Source organism: uncultured Actinomyces sp. (assembly GCF_963526355.1).
Classification (GTDB): Bacteria; Actinomycetota; Actinomycetes; order Actinomycetales; family Actinomycetaceae; genus Actinomyces.
Window position 1 is genome coordinate 93,354 of record NZ_CAUROW010000001.1, and the last position, 22,445, is coordinate 115,798.

At 68.9% G+C, this 22,445-nt stretch carries 11 protein-coding genes; 7 read left to right on the forward strand and 4 right to left on the reverse strand.

Annotated elements, in window-relative coordinates; all coding sequences use genetic code 11:
- Nucleotides 1-10 precede the first annotated feature (10 nt).
- The 4 genes from RWR81_RS00415 to arcA all read right to left on the reverse strand — a co-directional run bounded on the left by RWR81_RS00415 (nucleotide 11) and on the right by arcA (nucleotide 4,645).
- Complete coding sequence (locus tag RWR81_RS00415) at nucleotides 11-1,138, reverse strand: serine/threonine protein kinase (protein ID WP_075406046.1); 1,128 nt, start codon at nucleotides 1,136-1,138, stop codon at nucleotides 11-13.
- 207 nt (nucleotides 1,139-1,345) lie between these two features.
- Entirely contained in the window at nucleotides 1,346-2,326 is a 981-nt protein-coding gene (gene arcC, locus RWR81_RS00420; protein ID WP_314452802.1) for a carbamate kinase, read from the reverse strand.
- 3 nt (nucleotides 2,327-2,329) lie between these two features.
- On the reverse strand, nucleotides 2,330-3,337 hold the full coding sequence (gene argF, locus RWR81_RS00425) for an ornithine carbamoyltransferase (protein WP_314452806.1): 1,008 nt from the start codon (nucleotides 3,335-3,337) through the stop codon (nucleotides 2,330-2,332).
- A gap of 84 nt (nucleotides 3,338-3,421) precedes the next feature.
- Nucleotides 3,422-4,645: an arginine deiminase gene (arcA, locus tag RWR81_RS00430; protein ID WP_314452809.1), complete on the reverse strand. Its 1,224-nt coding sequence runs from the start codon at nucleotides 4,643-4,645 to the stop codon at nucleotides 3,422-3,424.
- A 351-nt stretch (nucleotides 4,646-4,996) separates the two neighbouring features.
- On the opposite strand from arcA, the gene RWR81_RS00435 reads away from it, so the two are divergent.
- The 7 genes from RWR81_RS00435 (at nucleotide 4,997) to RWR81_RS00465 (ending at nucleotide 22,394) form a co-directional block, all read left to right on the forward strand.
- Nucleotides 4,997-5,662 (forward strand): HAD-IA family hydrolase, encoded by a 666-nt coding sequence (locus RWR81_RS00435; protein ID WP_314452812.1) that lies wholly within the window; start codon nucleotides 4,997-4,999, stop codon nucleotides 5,660-5,662.
- A gap of 39 nt (nucleotides 5,663-5,701) precedes the next feature.
- A complete protein-coding gene (gene fmt, locus RWR81_RS00440) occupies nucleotides 5,702-6,676 on the forward strand; it encodes a methionyl-tRNA formyltransferase (protein ID WP_314452815.1) in 975 nt (324 codons plus the stop codon).
- A gap of 179 nt (nucleotides 6,677-6,855) precedes the next feature.
- On the forward strand, nucleotides 6,856-8,247 hold the full coding sequence (locus RWR81_RS00445; protein ID WP_314452818.1) for a transcription antitermination factor NusB: 1,392 nt from the start codon (nucleotides 6,856-6,858) through the stop codon (nucleotides 8,245-8,247).
- Between the two features lie 36 nt (nucleotides 8,248-8,283).
- Entirely contained in the window at nucleotides 8,284-8,976 is a 693-nt protein-coding gene (gene rpe, locus RWR81_RS00450; RefSeq protein ID WP_314452820.1) for a ribulose-phosphate 3-epimerase, read from the forward strand.
- Nucleotides 8,977-9,355: 379 nt separating this feature from the next.
- Nucleotides 9,356-11,203, forward strand: a complete 1,848-nt coding sequence (locus tag RWR81_RS00455) for a biotin carboxylase N-terminal domain-containing protein (protein WP_314452823.1) — start codon at nucleotides 9,356-9,358, stop codon at nucleotides 11,201-11,203.
- A 54-nt stretch (nucleotides 11,204-11,257) separates the two neighbouring features.
- Nucleotides 11,258-12,826 (forward strand): acyl-CoA carboxylase subunit beta, encoded by a 1,569-nt coding sequence (locus RWR81_RS00460; protein ID WP_314453185.1) that lies wholly within the window; start codon nucleotides 11,258-11,260, stop codon nucleotides 12,824-12,826.
- 115 nt (nucleotides 12,827-12,941) lie between these two features.
- Nucleotides 12,942-22,394, forward strand: coding sequence for a polyketide synthase (locus tag RWR81_RS00465; protein ID WP_314453188.1), 9,453 nt, complete (start codon nucleotides 12,942-12,944; stop codon nucleotides 22,392-22,394).
- Nucleotides 22,395-22,445 lie beyond the last annotated feature (51 nt).

Below are 22,445 nucleotides of genomic sequence, written 5' to 3' on the forward strand. Positions count from 1 at the left end.
CGCATGAGGATCAGACCAGAGTCGGGTCAGCGACCTGGTTGGGGAAGTAGTCTTCGCAGCCGCCCTCGCGGTAGACGTCCGCCGTTGCGCAGTGGAGACCACCGCCGAAGGCGTAGGCGTCACGGAAGGGAACCGGGATGACGTTCATGCCCAGCTTGTCCATCTGCTCCATCTGGTGGACCTCGCTGGCCTCGACACACACGGTCTTGTGGTCGATGACGAGGCAGTTCATGGACAGCCAGACGGAGGAGTAGCACAGCGGCGGCGGAACCTCGTGGGCCGGGGGAGCCGCGTCAACGATCTGCCAGTCATTGGCCTCGAAGATCTTGCGCTGCTCCTCGGGCAGACGGCGGTGCGGGTTGTTGATGATCAGCCCGGGCCGCAGCGGCACGAAGGTGGCGTCGATGTGGATCGGGTAGGGGTCGCCGGGGAAGTTCACCGCGTGCACCCGCAGGTCGGGGTAGTAGCGCTTGAACCACTCCATGGCCTTGCGGTTGGTGGTCAGGCCGTGCTGGATGAACAGGTCCTTGCCCACGCGCATGACGTCGGCGGCGTCCCACATCGGCTCGAACTCGGTGGTCACGAAGTCCTTGGCGGCGGTGCGCTCGAGGCGCTCCTCCAGGGAGATCCGCTCGTCGTAGTAGTTGTGCTTGTAGGACTTGTCCGTCAGCCGAGGACGAGGCGCCTGGGTCCACTTGAACTCCGGGTCCTCCTCGAAGTACTGGTTCATGAGGGGCCAGTAGGCGAGGTACTCGAAGTACCGGCACCGGAACGAGTTGGCCGACGACATGATCTCGTCACCGATGGTCAGCAGGATGTCGCGCGGGGGCATCTGGGTGAAGCCCGACTCGGTACGGAAGTCAGGCGTCTGGATTGCCTGGTTCCACTGCAGCGGTGTGGGCCGGTCCACCTTGACGCCCAGTCCCTCGAGGATCTTGACGTAGTTGTCAAGCTGTTCGTTGGCGGCCTCGACAGTGGCGGTGGGGCGGGGGCCCCACATGCCGCGCATCTCGGAGTCGATCGGCACCTTCTCGGAGGTGGCCGGCTCCTCGGGAGGAATAACCGAGAAGTCCGCGCGCCCGACGATGACGTGCTTAAGCGGGTCGAAGTCGTTCCAAGAGTTGACGATCTTCGTCATAAGTGAGTCACTCCCTCGTGCTCGTTGTGTGATGTGTGAATTGAGACAGATATACGTGTCTGTGGCTCAATACTGTCATTCTACTCTAAAGGAATCTCAAAAGTGACCGTAAGAGTGTCTGTATAAATGAATGATAGCTGAACCGTGGCATGGTCATATGTCGAGGGCTCTCATCACCTCCTTGAAGGACCGATGCCGTGATAACGGTTAGGCCCTGCGAATGCGGGTGTCGAGCTGCTCGGGAATCGGGGGACGGATATCGTCAGGGCCACCGTAGTTGCCTCCGGGAGTCACGATAGTCCCTGCCTGGCCTTCAATGATGGAAACGGCATCCTCAAGACGACCGATTGCCGCCATATCTCCGGTCAGCTCGACAAATCGGCACACCGCCTCGACCTTTGGTCCCATGGATCCACTGGGAAGACCCATGCCGCGCAACTCTGCCGGCGTGGCCCGTGAAACCTGTTTCTGATTCTCGGTGCCGAAGTCCTCGTAGACGCCGTTGACGTCGGTGAGGATGAGAAGCGCATCCGCCTCAAGCGCCTCGGCCATGACCGATGCGGTCAGATCCTTGTCGATGACGGCCTCAATGCCCCTGAGCTTTCCCTCCTCGCTGCGGACAACGGGGACTCCGCCTCCACCGGAGCAGACGACGATGGCCCCGGCCTCCAGGAGCGTGCGCACCAGCCGGGTCTCAATCACCCGCTGCGGTTTGGGAGAGCCGACGACGCGACGGTAGTGCTCACCATCGGGCTTGACCACCCAGCCCCGTTCATCGGCCAGTTTCTCAGCCTCCTCCTTGGTGTAGACCTCACCGACGAACTTGGTGGGGTTGGAGAAGGCCGGGTCGCCGGCCAGAACCAGGGTCTGGTTGACCATCGCGGCCACGTGGCGCCCCGGCAGGGCGTTCTGCATGGCCTGGAGCAGCCAGTAGCCGATCATGCCCTGGGTCTGAGCACCGAGGGTGTCGAAGGGGTAGGGCTCCGAGAGGCGCTCGTCGTTGGCGGACTCCAGGGCCAGAACACCCACCTGAGGACCGTTGCCGTGGGTGAGGACCAGCTCGTGCTTCTCCGCCAGCTTCGCCAGCTCACGCGCAGCCACCTCGACATTGCGGATCTGAGTGCGGGCGTCGGGCTTCTCCCCCCTTCGTAGTAGGGCGTTTCCGCCGAGGGCGACAACGATTCTCATGACTCAGTCCCACTCTCCGAGGGTAGCGACCATGACGGCCTTGATGGTGTGCATGCGGTTCTCGGCCTGGTCGAAGGCGACGTTGCGCTCGGTCTCGAAGACGTCGTCGGTCACCTCCAGACCGTCCATGCCGGTCTTGGCGAAGATGTCCTCACCCACCGTGGTGTTGCGGTCGTGGAAGGCCGGCAGGCAGTGGAGGAACTTGACGTCGGGGTTACCGGTGGCCTCCACCATCTTCGCGTTGACCTGGTAGGGGTGCAGCAGGGCGATGCGCTGGTCCCAGACCTCCTTGGGCTCACCCATGGAGACCCACACGTCGGTGTAGAGGAAGTCGACGCCCTTGACGCCCTCGGCAACGTCATCGGTGACGAGAATCCGAGCGCCGCTGTCCTCAGCCAGCTTCTCGGCCTGGGCCACCACCTCGGGAGTGGTCTGCAGCTCCTTGGGTCCCACCATCCGTACGTCCATCCCCATGAGGGCCGCCGAGATGAGCAGCGAGTTGGCGACGTTGTTGCGGGCGTCGCCAAGGTAGGCGAAGGAGATCTCCTCGATCGGCTTGCCGGCGTGCTCCAGCATGGTGAGCTGGTCGGCGAGCATCTGGGTGGGGTGCCACTCGTCAGTCAGTCCGTTCCACACCGGCACACCGGAGAGCTCGGCCAGGGCCTCGACGTGCTCCTGCTTCTTGCCGCGGAACTCGATGCCGTCGTAGAAGCGGCCCAGAACCCGGGCTGTGTCTGCAACCGACTCCTTGTGACCCATCTGGGAGCCCGAGGGGTCCAGATAAGTCACCTGGGCGCCCTGGTCGTAGGCGGCCACCTCGAAGGAGCAACGGGTGCGTGTCGAGGTCTTCTCGAAGATGAGCGCGATATTCTTGCCAATCAATCGCTTCACTTCGCGACCGGCCTTCTTGGCCTCCTTGAGCTCAGCCGCCAGCTGGAGCAGAGAACCCCACTCCTTGGAGGTGAAATCAAGCTCCTTGAGGAAGTTGCGGTTGTGCAGAGGGTGGGTCATGAGGACTCCTTCTTCGTCCAGGTGTTGAGTGGTTGAGTAAGTGATGTGTTCTTCGTTGACATCAGTGATTTTTGACAAGCGGGTTCAGGCAACCGGATCCCTCAGGATGGGGCAGCTCATGCAATGCGGACCGCCTCGACCGCGCCCCACCTCCGAGCCCGGGATGGTCAGGACCTCGATGTCGTGGGAGGTGAGGTACTCGTTGGTATTGATGTTTCGCTCGTAGGTGACGATGACACCGGGGGCAATGGCCAAGGTGTTGGAACCGTCGTCCCACTGCTCACGGGCTGCGGCCATCGAGTCCTGGGGTGTGATGAGTACGGTGAGGTCGTCAATGCCCAGGGCCTGCGCGATCACACGATACATGTCCTGCGGGTCATTGCGGGTGACATCGAGCCCACCATCGTCTCTCGGGCGCAGGGTGAGCGTCGGGAGCATTCCCAGGCCGCCGTAGGTGGTGAAGGTGCCGACGTCGACCATGGTCATCACGGTGTCCAGGTGCATCTGTGCGCGTGTCCGGCTCATCTCGACGGCGACCACCTGGTTGACCTTTCCGCCGGCGAAGAGTCTGCTGGAGAGCCGCTCGATACCCTGGGCGGTGGTGCGCTCGGAGATTCCGACCAAGACGGCGCCATTGCCGATGATCTGGACATCTCCGCCCTCGACGGTGGCGGGACCGGCCTGGGTGCCCTCGGACCAGACAGGGAAGTCAGCGTTCGCGAACCGGGGATGCCAGCGATAGATCGCCTCGTAGTTAATGGTTTCACGCTGCCTGGCCGGCATTGTCATCGAGTTGATGGACACGCCGTTGTAGATCCAGCAGGAGGTGTCACGGGTGAAGAGGTGGTTGGGCAGCGGGGGCAGGAGCAGGTCGTCGTCGTCCATGGAGGCCAGCACGAGCGAGCTCGGACAGGCGGTGCGCTCGAACAGCTCGGCCTTGGTGATGCCGGCGATGAGCATCTCTGCCAGGTCCGTTCCGGACAGCCCCTGTGCCAGTGCCCGCAGGGTCTCGGCGGCGGCGGGGCCATTGGTGTTCTCGTTGATGACGCGATCCAGGACGTAGTCCCTGGCCTCGGCCACCTCAAGGGTTTGGGCCAAGAGGTCGCTGAGGTAGAGAACCTCGATGCCGCGGTCAGTCAGTACGCGTGCGAACTGGTCATGCTCCTCCTGGGCCCGCTCGAGCCACAGAACGTCATCGAACAGGAGGTGGTCCTTGTTCTGCGGGGTGAGCCTGAGCATCTCATTCCCGGGCCGGTGCAGGATGACCTGCCGAAGTCTCCCGATTTCGGAATCTACGGAAAAATCCATGACTCCCTCTCTGGCACAGCGCTGTGCCGTTGGCGTGGATCATGATGCGCATCACGAACCCTGACGATCTAAGTGGTACGCCCGTACCGGATTGGTACGAGCGTACCAGGGCGTCGGTGGATTGGAAACCCCCTGGTGGGACGAAGTTCCGGGCAAGACGATCGGACAACTGTCGTCAATGCGTGATATTGGCCTCGCGACATGACAGTGCTTTCGGAGGAGTCGTTAGGTGTGTCCCGGGTTGCGGTCGGTTCGATCTCGTATCGACGCTGGCCGTATAAAATCGGTCTGTCGTATCCCTGGCGGCTCGTGCCGGGGCGCCGGCTCAAGAACCGTGGAAGGATTCCGGGTGTGACCGTGCCGAGCCCCGCAGTCGTAGCCACTCCTGAGCCTGTTGACACCATCGTCCTCGACTACGGAAACGTCCTGTACGCCTGGGAGCCGATCGCGGCCGTGGCTGGATGCGTATCGACTGACGCCTGGGACGAGTTCGTGGCCGACGGCGAGTTCCTCACCTGGAACGAGCGACTGGACCTGGGTGAGCCCTTCGAGCGGGTGCTCGCCGACTACGCCCGTGCCCATCCCGACCGCCCCGACTGGGCTGAGATCCTCTCCCTGTACCGCGATCGCTTCCCGGCCTCATTAACCGGCCCCGTGCCCGGTATGACTGCCGTGCTCGACGACTTACTGGAGGAGGGAGTGACGTTGTACGGCCTGACCAACTTCGATGCCGCCCCCTTCGAGCGGGCCCGGCTCCTGGTGCCCCAGCTCGAGAGGTTCGCCGGTATCGTGGTCTCCGGACGCGAGCGCCTGGCCAAACCTGATGCAGCCGTCTTCGAGCTTCTCCTGGGGCGCTACAGGCTTGAGGCGTCCCATACCCTGTTCGTTGACGACTCGGCTGTCAACATCCGGGCCGCGGACCGATTGGGCCTGCGCACCCACCGCTTCACCGGGGCGGGACGCCTGCGGGCCGAGCTCATCGCTCTCGGTCTGCTTCCCGCGCCGAGCCGTCACTGAACCCCGCACCGGGCGACCCTGCCCCTTAGACTCGGCCGCATGCGTGTCCTTTTCGCCGGAACCCCTGAGGCGGCCCTACCCACCTTGGAGGCCCTCATCGCCAGTGAGCACGATGTCGTCGGGGTCCTTACCCGTGCAGACGCCCGAAAAGGACGCGGCCGGACGCTACACCCCTCTCCGGTGGCGGCGATGGCTCGCGATGCAGAGCTTGACGTACGCACTCCGGCCACCCTCAAGGGCGAGCAGACCGACGACGTGCGCGACTGGGTGCGCGGACTCAGGGCAGATGTCGCCGTCGTGGTCGCCTACGGACGCCTGGTGCCGGCCGATCTGCTGGACGTGCCCGAGCACGGCTGGTTGAACCTCCACTTCTCGTTGCTCCCCGCGTGGCGCGGAGCCGCGCCGGTCCAGCGGGCGGTCATCGCCGGAGAGGACGTCACCGGGGCCTGCGTGTTCCGGCTCGAGGAGGGGCTCGACACAGGCCCGGTCTATGGCCGACTCACCGAGGCCATCAGTGGTCGGGACACCAGCGGGGACCTTCTGGAGCGGCTGGCACGGGCCGGGGCGCCCCTGGTTCTCGACGTGCTGCGCTCCGTTGAGGACGGGAGCGTGCGTCCCGAGCCGCAGGATGACGCGCTGGCCACTCTGGCACCCATGCTCTCCTCCGCCGACGGGCTGGTCCGCTGGGACGACCCCGCATTGATCGTGGACCGTCGGATCCGGGGCGTCAGTCCGGCGCCGGGCGCCCACACCACCTACCAGGGGGCCCGATTCCGCCTGGGCCCGGTCATCCCGGTCCCGGAGGTCACCGACCTTCTGCCGGGTCAGCTGCGCGCCACCAAGCATGAGGTTCTCGTAGGAACCGGGGGCTGCGCCGTCCGTCTGGGGCGGGTAGCACCCGCCGGGCGCAGCTGGATGCCCGCCGACGCCTGGGCCCGGGGCGCGCGCCCGAAGGTGGGCGCCGTCCTGGGGGCCTCGTCTCCCACGAATGACGATGGTGAGGGAATGAGCTGATGAGGGAACGATCGACACACCGGAGCACGTCAGGTGGCCGCGATGAACACCGGCGAGGCGGAAAAGGCGGCCGCCGTGCGGGTGGACGAGGCCGAGGACGGCGCTCTATCAGACGGGACGGTCCGTCAGCAGGTACGCCATCGCGCTCGGCTCAACGCCGATCAGACCCGGCGCGTCAGGTGGCTCTGGAGGTACTCAGCCGAGTTCGCCGTGACGACGCCTTCGCCAACCTCCTCCTACCCGAGCTGCTGGGCTCCGCCGACATGGACCGGCGTGACGCCGGCTTCGCCACCGCCCTGACCTACGGGACCCTGCGGCTCCAGGGACGCTACGACGCGATGATCGCTGCCTGCACAGACCGCCCCCTGGAGCGCATCGACCCGGCCGTGCTCGACGTCCTGCGACTGGGAGCCCACCAGCTTCTGGGTATGAGGGTGGCCCAGCACGCCGCCGTGAGCACCGCCGTGGACCTGGCCACCGCCTCCTGCGGGCGCGGCGCGGCCACCTTCGTCAATGCGGTCATGCGGCGCCTCAGCGGGCAGGATCTGGACTCCTGGATGGCCGAGCTGCGCCAGAACGCGCCTGATGAGACGGCCGCACTGGCCCGCACCCAGTCACACCCGGAGTGGATCGTCAAGGCGCTGCGCCAGGCCCTGATCACCCACGGCCGCAGCACCGATGAGCTGGAGGCGCTCCTGATCGCGGACAACGCCGACCCCGAAGTGGCACTGTGCGCCAGGCCCGGCCTCATCGCCCCAGAAGCGCTGGCCAAGGTCGCTCGCAAGGCCGACCGGGCCCACGATGTTGAGCCGCGTCCAGGCAGGATCAGCCCCTTCGCCGTCGTCATGGTCGGAGGGGACCCGGGAAGAATCGAGGCGATCCGCGACTCCCGGGCCGGGGTTGAGGACGAGGGCAGCCAGCTGGTGGCGCTCATCGCGGCACAGGCTCCTCTCGAGGGCCGCGACGAGCGCTGGCTCGACCTGTGTGCCGGGCCCGGCGGTAAGGCCGCCCTGCTCGCCGCGAGGGCCGCTCAAAAGGGCGCTCAGGTGCTGGCCAATGAGGTCAGCCCCCACCGGGCCGACCTGGTGCGCTCCGCCCTGCGCGCCGTTCCGCGGGACGTGGTCCGGATACGATGCGGTGATGGACGCGACCTCGGGCGCGATGAGCCCGGCGCCTACGACCGGGTGCTGGTCGATGCCCCCTGCACAGGACTCGGTTCGCTGCGGCGTCGACCGGAGGCCCGTTGGCGCCGAGAACCGGGGGACGTCACCGTTCTGGCCGAGCTTCAGCGCGAGCTGCTGGCCAGCGCCCTGCGTGCCGTGCGGCGCGGGGGAGTGGTGACCTACGTGACCTGCTCACCGCACGCCCTTGAGACGACCCTCGTGGTACGCGACGTGACGCGACTCCTGGAGCGAGAGGGCCTGCGTACCGAGCCACTGCACGCCGGTGACGTCGCCACCCGTCTGGCCCCTCAGCCGCCGGTCGGATCCGACCGGGAGACGCTTCAACTCTGGCCCCACCTCGACGGTACCGACGCCATGTTCTGCGCACTGCTGCGCCGCACCAGCTGACTGACAACACACCAGCGCATCATGAGGAGCATCCCGATGACGGCCATCCACCCCTCGATCCTCAACTGCGACATCGCCCGCCTGGCCGACGAACTCGACCGGGTCACGGGAGACGATGGCTCCCGGGGCGCCGACGGGATCCACGTCGATGTCATGGACAACCACTTCGTGCCCAACCTGTCCTGGGGGCTGCCGGTGGTCGAGGCGGTGCTCGCCCATTCCTCGCTGCCCGTGGACGCCCACCTCATGATCCGTGACGCCGACCGCTGGGCACCGGCCTACGCCGAGGCCGGCTGCCAGATCGTCACCCCTCATGCCGAGGCCACGGCAGCACCGGTGCGTCTAGCGCGTGAGCTTCACCGACTCGGCGCCGGCGCGGGCATCGCCCTGCGACCCGCCACCCCCCTGGAGGCCGTTGCCGACGTGCTGGGGGAGTTCGACCTCCTCCTGCTCATGACCGTGGAGCCGGGCTTCGGGGGCCAGTCCTTCATCGAGTCGATGCTGCCCAAGATCCATCGCGCTCGCGAGCTGGTCGGTGCCAGAGGGCTCGATCTGCGAGTACAGGTCGATGGCGGCATCACAGCGCAGACGATCGAGCTCGCGGCCGAGGCCGGTGCTGATCTCTTCGTCGCCGGGTCGGCGGTCTATCGGGCCGACGACGCCTTGGCCGCCATCTCCGAGCTGCGTGAGGCGGCCTCGCACCGACATGACGCTCACAGCGGCCACTGACGGCACCGAGGGTCGCTGACCGCGGCCACCAGTGGCACCCCGTCAGAGGAGATGCTCATGATGCAGATGTGGCAGTTGATGTGCAGAGTCCTCCACCTCATCGGCCTTGTGGGAAACCTCAAAGGCATTCGAGTGGCGAGAAGCGCCTTTGCGAGGCCCCCGTTATGCCGCCCCATTACTGGGGTCTCGATTGTTACACCAACGCAACTCTCGGTCTTTGTGAGGTTTCCACAAATGGATTGTGGTGCCCTGACCACGTAACGTCGTTGTCCAGCGGATCTGTCCACCTGCACTTGTAGGGAAAGCACGGATCCACCACCCCAAGGCCCGAGGAGGGCCCCGCCGCCGATCCGGCACCGTCCAGGCAAGGAGACTCTTGGTGACCCTCTCCCGCATCCTCATCGCCAACCGCGGTGAGATCGCACTACGTATCGTGCGAACCGCCCGCGATCTCGGGGCGACGTCGATCCTCCCGTACACGCCCGAGGACCTCATGAGCCCCGCGGCCGAGCTCGCCGACGAGGCCTACGCGCTGCCCGAGGGCTCGTCCTACACCGACGCAGCCGCAGTCCTCGAGCTGGCCCGTGCCACCGGCGCCGACGCCGTCCACCCCGGTTACGGGTTCCTGTCCGAAGACGCCGACTTCGCCCGCTCGATCATCGAGGCCGGCATCACCTGGGTCGGTCCCTCGCCCGAGGCCATGGATGCTCTCGGAGACAAGATGAGTGCTCGCGCCACCGCTGAGCGGGCCAAGGTGGCCCCGGTGCCCGGCATCACCGACTCGGTCACCGATGCTGACACCGTCATCGCCTTCGCCGCCTCCCACGGTTACCCAGTCGCTCTGAAGCGCACTGACGGCGGTGGTGGACGCGGCATCACGGTTCTGCACAACGACGACGAGGTCAGGGCCACCCCCGCCTTCGAGTCCGCGGCGCTTGGAGGCGGAACTCTCATCCTGGAACGCTTCGTCACCGCCGCACGGCACATCGAGACTCAGTGCGCCCGGGACTCCCACGGCGGCTTCACCGTCGTCTCCACCCGCGACTGCTCCCTGCAACGACGCAACCAGAAGCTCCTCGAGGAGGCCCCGGCCCCCTTCCTGCCCGAGGGCACTCACGATCGTCTCGTCGATGCCTCCCGACGCCTCTTGGAGACGGTCGACTACGTCGGGGTGGCCACCTGTGAGTTCCTCCTGACCCCGGAGGACGACCTCTGGTTCCTGGAGGTCAACCCCCGCCTCCAGGTGGAGCACTGCGTCTCTGAGGAGGTCACGGGGATCGACCTGGTCGAGCTCCAGCTGCGCATCGCCGAGGGCGGCCACCTCGGTGAGATCAACGAGCCCCGCGGCCATAGCCTCGAGTTGCGCATCACCTGCGAGGACCCCTCCCGTGGCCTGGCGCCCTCCACCGGTGCCATTACCCGCCTGCGTTGGCCGGCCGGCCCCGGCATCCGCATCGAGTCCGGGGTCACCGAGGGCGATGTCGTCACCCCCATGTTCGACCCGATGCTCGCCAAGATCGTCGTCACCGGCGCCACCCGTGAGCAGGCCATCGCTCGTGCCCGGCGCGCTCTGCGGGAGACGGTCGTCGAAGGTGTCACCGTGTGCACTGCTCTGCACGCCGAGGTCCTGGAACGCCCGGCTTTCACCAACCCCGACGAGGCCGGACGCCTGACGGTGACCACGCGGTGGATCGAGACCGAGGTACTTCCCGAGCTCGCTGACGCCGCCACTCCGGCAGACGCCGACGGTTCTCAGGCCGCCCCGGAGGCGGTCACCAACCCGCGTACCCGCTCCAGCTACATCATCGAGCTCAATGGCCGCCGGATGCAGCTGACCCTTCCCGACGGGATCCTCGCCCCCTCCAACCCGGCGCGCGGCTTCAGCCCGCGCAGCAACCGGGCCCAACCATTACGCGGTCGCTCCGGAGGGACCACGCGCTCGGCCCGTGGTGGTGCTTCCGGTGAGACTGAGCCGACCAGTTCCGAGCCAGGCGCCATCGCCGCCCCCATGCAGGCGATTGTCACCCGTATCTGTGTGGAGCCCGGCCAGCAGGTCTGTCAGGGCGATCTGCTCGTGGTCCTGGAGTCCATGAAGATGGAGAACTACGTTCACGCCCCTCATGACGGGATCATCTCGGAGATCCCCGTCGGCGCCGGACGCACCGTCTCCGCCGGTGATGTCCTGGTGCGCATGCACACCCCTGAGAACAGCTCCGAGGAGGCCTGAACCGTGATCACCGACTCCACCCCGACGGCCGGCACGCCGAAGCAGGGCACCACGATGGCGGACTCGCCCTCCACCTCTGCGTTCCGCCAGCGCATCGCCCGCGTAGACCGGGAGGCCGAGGAGCGCGCCGCCACCCGCCAGCACGCCAAGGGCAAACGCACCGCCCGGGAACGCATCAACGACCTGCTCGACGACTCCACTTTCCTGGAGATCGGCCGCTACACCGGCTCCGGGGCGGGGGACAGGGCCCGGCCCTCCGGCGTCGTGACCGGCTTCGGACAGATCGACGGCCGCCAGGTGGCTGTCTACTCCCAGGACTTCTCCGTCTCCGGCGGTGCCCTGGGGACCATCGAGGGGGACAAGATCGTCCGTCTCCTGGACGACGCCCTGCGCCTTCGTATCCCCGTCATCGGACTCATCGACTCCGGCGGTGCCAAGATCCAGGAGGGCGTGGGCGCCCTGCGCCAGTACGGGCGCATTTTCAACCGCACCTGTGCCGCCTCCGGACTGGTCCCGCAGATCAGCGTCATCCTGGGGCCCTGCGCCGGCGGCGCCGTCTACAGCCCGGCTCTGACGGACTTCGTCATCGCCACCCGCCAGGCCTCCCACATGTTCGTCACCGGCCCCGACGTCGTACGCGCCACAACCGGTGAGCAGATCAGCGCCGAGGACCTCGGCGGCGCGAGGATCCACGGCTCGGTCTCCGGGGTCGTCCACTACGTGGCCGACGACGAGGAGGACGCGCTGGGGCAGGTCCGCACCTTCCTGGCCTACTTGCCCTCCTCATCCGGGGTCAGCGCCCCCCTGTACGCCTACGACGACGCCGACTCCCAGGCCGACGCCGAGGCCGCCCGCAGCGTCGGCGAGATCGTCCCAGCCTCCACCCGGCAGGCCTACGACGTCGTCGAGGTGGTCTCAGCCGTCGTCGACCACGGCGAGCTCGTCCAGGTCCAGGAGGAGTTCGCCGCCAACGTCGTGGTCGGCTTCGCCTGCTTCGAGGGTCACCCCGTGGGCATCGTCGCCAACCAGCCACTGGTGGATGCCGGCACCCTGGACGTCGACGCCTCCGAGAAGCTCGCCCGCTTCGTGCGCTTCTGCGACGCCTTCGGGCTGCCGGTAGTCACCTTCGTCGACGTTCCCGGCTACCGTCCAGGAGCGGAGCAGGAGCACGCCGGCATCATCCGCCGTGGTGCCAAGGTCATCAACGCCTACGCCACCGCCACCGTGCCCCTGGTGACGATCGTCCTGCGCAAGGCCTACGGCGGCGCCTACATCGTCATGGGTTCCAAGGCCATCGGCGCCGACCTCAACTTCTGCTGGCCGGGGGCCGAGATCGCCGTCCTGGGCGCCGCCGGCGCCGTCAGCATCATCCACCGCCGCGACCTGGCCAAGGTCCGTGACGAGCAGGGGGAGGAGGCCGCCGTCGCCGAGCATGAGCGGCTCGTGGCCGAGTACACCGACGCCGTCATCAACCCCGACAAGGCCGTGGCCATCGGTGAGATCGACGCCGTCATCGCCCCCGAGGACACCCGCAACGTCATCATCGACTCGCTGGCCGCGCTGCGAGCCAAGAACGACGCCCGCCCCGAGTCGCCCAAGAAGCATGACAACATCCCGCTCTGAACCCCACCTCGAGTCCGGTTCCCAGCCTGATACCCCGGCCTCATCCGACCTCAGTTCTGGTAACCGTTCCAAGACCACCGACCACGCCGTCGCCACACCGAAGGACACCACTACCGTGCACACGACCTCGCAAGCCCCCAGCCCCGCGGCCACGATCGCTGAGCGCCTGAGCGGAGGCGAGCCCTACATCATCACCTTCGGAGGCCAGGCCACTCCCTGGCGCCAGACGCTGGCCGACCTGGTCTCCCTGGACCAGGCGTTGGCCGACGACGTCGTGGCGGCCGACCAGGCTGTGGCCGAGCGCCTGGCTCCCGTGGCCACTGACCTGCTCACCGTGACCCCTCGCGGCACGCGGCTCCTGGACGACGAGGCCGCTCCAGTCGCACCCCAGCACCGCACCACCGCCGACGGCGCCGACGTCTCTGTGCCCGGCATCCTCATGGCCCAGCACGCAGCTTTGGCCTCCCTACCAGGCGCCGGTGTCGACCCGGCCGCCCACACCCCGGTGAGCGCCATCGGCCACTCCCAGGGCGTCCTGGGTGTCAGCCTTCTTCAGGCCGTGCAGGCCGGTGACCGCGAGCGCGTCATCGAGGTTCACGCCATCGCCCGCCTCATCGGCGCAGCGGCCACCCGCACCACCCGCCGCCTCGACCTGGGCACGGTGGGGGAGTCCACCCCCATGCTCTCGGTCCGCGGTGTGACCCGCAGCGTGCTCGACTCGGTCCTGGCCCGGGTCCCCGGCTCCGAGCGGATCTCCGTGGGCGTGACCAACGGCCGTCAGGCGCACATCCTCTCCGGGCGCCCAGCCGACCTTAAGAGCGTCGTCACCGCACTGGAAGCCGCCGCCGCCCACAGTGCCAAAGCCCGTAAGGACCGCCGCCGCGGTGGCGCCGTCCTGGCCCCGGTCACCGAGTTCCTCACCACCTCGGTCCCTTTCCACACCCCACTGCTGGCCGGCGCCGTCGATGACGTCGCCGCCTGGGCGGTCGCCTGCGGCTTGAACGAGAAGCTCGCCCGCGACCTGGCCACCGCCGTGCTCATCGACCCGGTGGACTGGCCCGGCCTGGTCACCGGAGCCCTTGGAATCGGATCGGCCAACCCGGTACGCACCGTCCTGGACCTGGGACCGGGCAACGTCCTGGTCCGTCTCACCGAGGGCGTCGTGGCCGGAACCGGCACGACCGTCGTGCCCGCTGGGACTGCCAAGGCCATCGATGACCTCGACCGCGCCGGCGCGGCCCCCCGGCCCAGCGTCGACCGCTCCCGCTTCGCTCCGCGTATCACCCGCCTGCCCGATGGCCGTCTCACCCTCGACACCGCCTTCACCCGCCTGACTGGACGCAGCGCGGTACTCCTGGCGGGCATGACCCCTACCACTGTGGACCCGGCCATCGTGGCCGCCGCCGCCAACGCCGGGTACTGGGCCGAGCTCGCCGGTGGTGGTCAGACCACTCCTGCTGTCCTGACCGAGAACCTCAAGGGCCTGGAGGAGGCGCTCGAGCCGGGTCGCACCGCGGCCTTCAACGCCATGTTCATGGACCGCTACCTGTGGAACCTGCACCTGGGGACCCAGCGCCTGCTGTCCAAGGCTCGCGCCGGCGGCGCCCCCATCGACGGCATCACCATCTCCGCCGGGATCCCCGAGCTCGACGAGGCCACCGCCTTGCTCGAGCGCCTCCACGCCGAGGGCTTCCCCTACATCGCCTTCAAGCCCGGCACCGTGGACCAGATCCGTCAGGTCCTGGCCATTGCTCGTGCCGTGCCCGACAGCCCTGTCATCATCCAGATCGAGGACGGGCACGCCGGCGGCCACCACTCGTGGGAGGACCTGGACACCATGCTCCTGGCCACCTACGACGCCATCCGCGCTGTGACCAACGTGGTACTCGTCGTCGGTGGTGGAATCGGTACGCCCACCCGTGCGGCCGACTATCTCACCGGCCGCTGGGCCGAGGCCTACGGAACGGCCGCGGCCCCCGTCGACGGCGTCATGATCGGCACCGCCGCGATGACCTGCCTGGAGGCCAAGACCAACGACGACGTCAAGCGGCTTCTCGTCGACACCCCGGGGATCCCCGAGGACTCCGGGGTCGAGGGCGGCTGGGTTGCCTCCGGGGAGTCCATCGGCGGTATGACCTCGGGACTGTCCCACCTGCGCGCCGACCTCTACGAGATCGACAACTCCTCGGCGCGGGCCTCGCGCCTTATCCAGGAGCTCGCCGGTGATGAGGCCGCCATGGCCGCTCGTCGCCAGGAGATGATCGAGGCCCTGGCCAAGACCGCGAAGCCCTACTTCGGTGACGTCGAGGAGATGACCTACCTTCAGTGGGCCACCCGCTACGCCGAGCTGTGCGTCGCCCCTCACGAGGGTCGCTCCGCCACCCGCGCGGACTGGGCCGATGAGGGCTGGTACGACCGCTTCATCGACCTGCTGCACCGCATCGAGGCGCGCCTGAGCCGGGCCGACCACGGCGAGATCCCCACGCTCTTCGCCGACTATGACGCCGTCATCGACTCCGATGCCGCTCTGGCCGCTCTGGCCGAGTGCTACCCGTCAGCCGTCTCCACCCTCGTGGAGCCCGTCGACGCCGCCTGGTTCGTCGACCTGTGCCGCAAGCACCCCAAGCCCGTGCCCTTCGTGCCCGTGGTCGACGCCGACATCCTGCGCTGGTGGGGCACTGACTCCCTGTGGCAGTCCCAGGACCCGCGCTACACCGCTGACCAGGTGCGCATCATCCCCGGACCCGTCGCCGTCGCCGGCATCACCACCATCAACGAGCCGGTCGGTGAGCTGCTGGGCCGCTTCGAGACCGCTGCCGTCGAGGCCCTGCGTGAGGCCGGCACCGGCGAGCAGGAGGCCGCCGGTCGTCTGGGCGCCGCCCCCGCCGTGGCCGACGGGGCTCTAGCCGCCCCTGTGGCCGACGCCAAGGAGCTCGTCCAGGTCACCCCCCACGTCCTGTGGAACGGCCACCTGACGGTCAACCCGGCCACCGTCCTGGATGACGATGCCTACAACGTCGTCGCCCGCCCGGACGTGGCCGAGGACGCCTACGACCTCGACATCCGCCTCGACACCCACTGGGACGACACTCCCGGTGGGGACGGAATCCACGCCGTGCGCCGTCTCGTGGTGCCGCTGCGACTCGCCCGTGCCTGGGACGGGGCCGCCCCGCTGGTCGACCCCGAGCGCATCAGCGAGACGATGAATGACCTGCTGCGCGCCACTGCCGGTGTGGGCGCCGTGTCCATCACGGGCGACGACGTCGACCACCTGCCTGAGGTCCACCCTGCGCAGGCCAGTGCCACCGACGCCCTGGGACGCCCCGCCACCCAGCCCTTCGGCACCATCCACGGCTCCTTCACGCTGGCCGGAACCCTGGGGCACGACCATGCCTCGGTCACTGCCGACGCGCTGCCGGTGGACCTCTCGGCCGCCCCCTTCGTTCCCGACGCCCTGCTCGGCCCCTGCTGGCCGGTGGTCTACGCGGCTCTGGGCAGCGTGGTCGAGGACGGCATGCCGCTCATCGAGGGGCTCCTCGGTGCGGTTCACCTGGACCACACCATCGACCTGCACCTCACTCTCCACCAGCTCCAGGAGGCCGCGACCACGACCAGCCCCACGATCAACGTCACCGGCTGGGTCGCGGCCCTGGAGGAGTCCAGCGCCGGCCGCGTCGTCGATGTGCGTCTGGAGCTGACCGACGCGGGCGACGGCACCCTCGTGGCGCTGATGCGCGAGCGCTTCGCCATCCGCGGCCGGGCCTCCGGCAACGCCGTGCCCAGCGCGCCCGAGCTGGCCGGTGGCACCGGACGCGAGACCGCCCCGGCCGCCCGCCGCATCCTGCGCCGCACCACTGTCACCGCGCCTGCGGACATGACGGCCTTCGCTCGGGTCACCGGCGACTTCAACCCGATCCACACCTCCTACAACGCCGCCCACGTGGCCGGTATGGACGCCCCGCTCGTCCACGGCATGTGGTTGTCGGCCACCGCCCAGCAGGTGGCGGCCTCCACTGCGGCCGACGGCTCGCGCCATGTCCTGGCCGGCTGGACCTACGTCATGACCGGCCCGGTGGAGCTGGGCGACGACGTGGAGGTCACCGTGGAGCGCACCGGCCTGGTGGTCGGCGGCGGCTACGTCCTGGAGGTCGTCTGCCGTATCAACGGTGAGGTCGTCTCCCGCGGCACCGCCGTGACGACGCCTGAGCCCACCGCCTACATCTACCCCGGCCAGGGCATCCAGGCGCCCGGCATGGGCCTGGACGAGATGAACTCCTCCAAGGCCGCTCGTGAGGTCTGGGAGAGGGCGGACGCCCACACCCGCGCCGAACTGGGCTTCTCCGTCATCAACCTGGTGCGCGACAACCCCACCGAGATGACCGCCCGTGGCGTCACCTACCGGCACCCCGAGGGCCTGCTCAACCTCACCCAGTTCACCCAGGTGGCTCTGGCCACTGTGGCCATGGCGACTACTGCACGCCTGGCCGAGGCCGGGGCCCTGGTGGACAGCGCCGCCTTCGCCGGCCACTCCCTGGGTGAGTACACGGCCCTGAGCGCCTACGGGCGCGTCATGCCCGTGGAGACGACGATCTCGATCGTCTTCCAGCGCGGCTCCACCATGCACTCACTGGTGCCCCGCGACGCCGACGGCGCCTCGAACTACCGGATGGGTGCGCTGCGCCCCAACCAGGCCGGTATCGAGGCCGACGAGGTCGAGGCCTACGTGAAGTCGATCTCCCAGGAGACCGGCGAGTTCCTCCAGATCGTCAACCATAACCTGGCCGGCGTTCAGTACGCCGTCGCCGGCACGATCAAGGGTCTGGACGCCCTGGCAGCGGACGCTCGTGCCAAGGCCAAGGCTCGCGGCGGCAAGAACCCCTTCATGTTCGTGCCCGGCATCGACGTGCCCTTCCACTCCGAGGTGCTGCGCCCCGGCGTGCCGGAGTTCCGGGGACGCCTGCTCGAGCTCGTCCCCGACGACCTCGACATCGAGCGTCTCGTGGGCCACTACGTGCCCAACCTGGTGGCACGTCCCTTCGCGCTGACCCAGGAATTCGCCCGCTCGATCCTCGAGGTCGTCCCCTCCGAGCCGATTGAGGAGATCCTGGCCGACTGGGACTCCTGGGTGAAGCGTCCCACCGCGCTGGCCCGAGTGCTGCTGGTCGAGCTCCTGGCCTGGCAGTTCGCATCCCCGGTGCGATGGATCGAGACCCAGGAGGTCCTGCTGTCCTCCCTGAGCGAGGGCGGCCTGGGGATCGAGCACATCGTCGAGGTTGGCCTGGCGGGCTCGCCCACCCTGGCGAACCTGGCCACCAATACCCTGCGTCTGCCTCAGCACGCCGGGCGCCACGTCACCGTGCACAACGCCCGCCGCGATGAGGCCCGGGTCCTGGCAACCGACACCGACCCGGCCGTGGAGCTCACCGAGCCGGAGTTCGACGCCCCGGTCACTGAGGATCCCGCTGCCGAGGCCGGTGCTCCCGCCGAGACCGCCCCGGCCGAGCAGGCTCCTGCTCCGGCGCCCGAGGCCGCACTCGTTTCGGCGGCTTCTGCCGCCGGCGGACCGGTGGACGACCTGTCCTTCGGCGCGACCGACGCCCTGACGGTGCTCCTGGCCCACGCATCGCGCATCCGTCCCGAGCAGATCGGCGCCACCGACACCACCGAGACGCTCACCAACGGGGTCTCTTCGCGCCGTAACCAGCTCCTCATGGACCTGGGCACCGAGCTCGAACTCGCCTCCATCGACGGTGCCGCCGACGCCGACATGACCACCCTGGCCGCCACGGTCGCCAAGGGCGCCCCCGGCTACAAGGCCTTCGGCCCGGTCCTCACCGAGGCCATCCGTGTGGGCCTGAGCCGCCTCCTGGGTCCCTCCGGCGTGCGCGCCTCCCGGATCGCCGACCGCGTCACCGGGACCTGGGGCCTGGGACAGGGTTGGGTCTCCCACGTGACCGCCGCCGTGTTCCTGGGCACCCGGGAGGGAGCCTCCATGCGTGGCGAGGACCTGGCCTCCCTGGGATCCTCGGCCCCGCTGACCAGCGCCGGCGCCGTCGACACCCTCATTGACGCCGCCGTCCAGGCCGTCGCCGCCGATCATGGCGTCGCCGTGTCCAAGCCGAGCGCCGGTGGCGCCGGCGGGGCTGTGGTCGACTCGGCCGCCCTGGACGCCTTCGCCCAGAGCGTCACTGGCGACGAGGGCGTCCTGGCCACCACGGCCCGAACCCTCCTGGACGCCCTGGGCCTGGCCGAGAAGGCCACCGTCCCGGCCGACGCCGACGACGAGGACGCCCGCACCCGGGCGGCCCTGGCAGCCCTGGACGCCGAGCTCGGCACCGGATGGGTCAAGTCCGTCACCCCGGCCTTCGCCTCCGAGCGCGCCGTCCTCATCGACGACCGCTGGGCCACCGCCCGTGAGGACGTCGCCCGCCTCGGCTCCGGTGAGACCGACCTGGACGCCTCCCGCCAGCTCCTGGCTCCCGAGCGCTTCGTGGGCCTGGGGCAGGCGGTGGCCGACCACGCCACCTGGTGGGCGAAGCAGGTCAAGGGCTCCGAGCTGGCCGATGCCGCCGAGAGCTCCACCATTCTGACTGAGATCGCCCAGGCCGCACCGAAGGAGCCTCAGTCCGGTGACCCCACGGTGCGTTGGTCCGAGGACGTCGCCGTCGTCACCGGCGTGGCCCCCGGCTCGATCGCGGCGGCCGTCGTCGGGGACCTCCTGGCCGGTGGCGCCACCGTGGTGGCCACCAGCTCGCGCCTGACCCACGAGCGCCTCGAGTTCGTCACCACCCTCTATCGTGAGCACGCCGCGGCCGGCGCCAAGCTGTGGATGGTTCCCGCGAACCTGTCCTCCTACCGCGACGTCGACGCCCTGGCGGAGTGGATCGGCAACGACCAGGTGGTCACCTCCGGTGGCTCCACCAAGGTCGTCAAGGAGGCCCTGGTCCCCACGCTCCTGTTCCCCTTTGCCGCGCCGCGCGTCTCCGGCACACTGGCCGACGCCGGTCCCGCGGCGGAGTCTCAGACCCGACTGCTGCTGTGGTCGGTGGAGCGCACCATTGCCGCCCTGAGCGCCATCGGCACCGACACCCACGTCGACCACCGTCTCCACGTAGTGCTGCCCGGCTCCCCGAACCGGGGCACCTTCGGCGGTGACGGCGCCTACGGCGAGGTCAAGTCCGCCCTGGACGCGATCGTCAACCGCTGGTCGTCGGAGCGGGCCTGGGCCCAGCGTGTGACGCTGGCCCACCCCCGCATCGGCTGGGTCAAGGGCACCGGACTCATGGGCGGTAACGATCCGCTTGTCGCCGCGGTCGAGGCCGCCGGGGTGCGCACCTGGACCACCGAGGAGATCGCCTCGGAGCTGACCGGCCTGTGCACCACTCAGGTACGCACCCAGGCGGCTCAGGCACCTGTGAACGCCGACCTCACCGGGGGACTGGGCGACGACATCGACCTCGTGGCCCTGCGTGAGAACGCTGCTGCACAGGCCGCCGCGCCCGCAGAGGAGAGCGAGGGTTCGGCCGTCATCAAGGCCCTGCCCACCCCGGTCGTCCCGACTCAGCCCACCGCCCCCCAGTGGGGCGAGGTGAGCGCCGACCTCGATGACCTGATCGTCATCGTCTCCACCGGTGAGGTGTCCACCTGGGGCTCGGGCCGCACGCGCCGCGAGGCCGAGCTGGGCATGAGCGGCGGGGAGGACGTCGACCTGACCGCCGCCGGCGTCCTCGAGCTCGCCTGGGGCATGGGACTGCTCACCTGGCAGGACAGCCCCAAGGCAGGCTGGTACGACACCGACGGTGAGATGGTCGAGGAGTCCGACATCCTGGACCGCTACCGGGATGAGGTCGTGGCCCGCTGCGGTATCCGCGAGTTCGTCGACGACGGCGTCATCGCGCCGATCGCCGACGAGGAGGTCACCGTCTACCTCGACCGCGACATCACCCTGTCGGTTCCCGACGAGGCCACGGCCCGTACTGTCGAGGCCTCCGACCCCGAGCACACACTCGTGGTTCCCGACGCCGAGACCGGAGAGTGGACCGTCACCCGCCTGGCCGGCTCACTGGCCCGCGTGCCGCGCCGCGCCGCCCTGTCCCGCACGGTCGGCGGCCAGTTCCCGCGCGACTTCGACCCGGAGCGCTGGGGCATCCCCGCCTCGATGACTCAGGGCATGGACCCGATCGCCTCCTGGAACCTGGTCACCGCCGTCGACGCCTTCCTGTCGGCCGGCTTCACCCCGGCCGAGCTGCTCAAGGCCGTCCACCCCTCCGACGTGGCCTCCACGCAGGGCACCGGATTCGGCGGCATGGAGTCGATGCGCAAGATGTTCGTCGGCCGGTTCCTGGGGGAGGAGCGTCCCAGTGACATCCTCCAGGAGGCTCTGCCCAACGTCGTGGCCGCCCACGTCATGCAGTCCTACATCGGCGGTTACGGCGCCATGGTCCAGCCGGTGAGCGCCTGCGCCACCGCGGCCGTCTCCATCGAGGAGGGCTGGGACAAGATCGCCCTGGGCAAGGCCGACGTCGTCGTGGCCGGCGCCATCGACGACATCTCGATCGAGTCCGTCGTCGGTTTCGGCAACATGAACGCCACCGCGGAGGCTGCGGCCATGCGCGCCAAGGGCATCTCCGACCGCCACTTCTCGCGCGCCAACGACCGCCGCCGCGGCGGCTTCGTGGAGGCCGAGGGAGGCGGCACGGTGATCCTGGCCCGTGGTTCTGTAGCGGCCCGGATGGGCCTGCCGGTGGCCGGTGTGGTCGGCTTCGTCTCCTCCTACGCCGACGGCGCCCACACCTCGATCCCGGCCCCCGGTCTGGGAGCCCTGGGCGCCGGCCGCGGTGGGCGCAGCTCGCGCCTGGCCAAGGCCCTGGCGGCCCTGGGTGTGGAGGCCGACGACATCGCGCTGGTCTCCAAGCACGACACCTCCACCGGTGCCAACGACCCCAACGAGTCCGAGCTGCACACGCGTCTGGCGCGCGCGCTGGGACGCTCCGAGGGCAACTCGCTGGTGGCGGTCTCGCAGAAGACCATCACCGGTCACGCCAAGGGCGGCGCCGCGGTCTTCCAGGTCGCAGGCCTGACCGAGATCCTCGCCTCCGGCGTGGCTCCCGGTAACGCCTCCCTGGACGTCGTCGACGCCCCGCTGGCCAAGGACGCCTTCTGGGTGTGGCCGCGCAAGCCCATCCGCCTGGCCGGTCGCGGCGGCAAGGACGGGCGCGTCCCCGGTGCCGGCCCGGTGCGCGCGGGACTGCTGACCTCGCTGGGCTTCGGGCACGTCTCGGGCCTCATCGCGATCGTGCACCCCGGTGCCTTCGAGTCAGCGCTGCGCCAGACCGCGGGCCAGGAGGCGGTCGATGCCTGGGTGACCTCCGCCAACGCCCGCCTGGCCGCCGGTACCAGGCGCCGTCGCGCCGGCATGATTGGGCGGGCCCCACTGTTCGAACCGGTTCAGGGCCGGCGTCTGGGCGAGGAGTCCAAGCAGCGCGACCCGCACGAGGTCGAGGCCGCCATGCTGCTCGACCCCGATGCCCGCCTGGGCACCGACGGTGTCTACCACACCGGCGAGTGAACTCATCACGATAGCGGACAGGGCCGGTTCTACAGACGGTATCCATCGTCT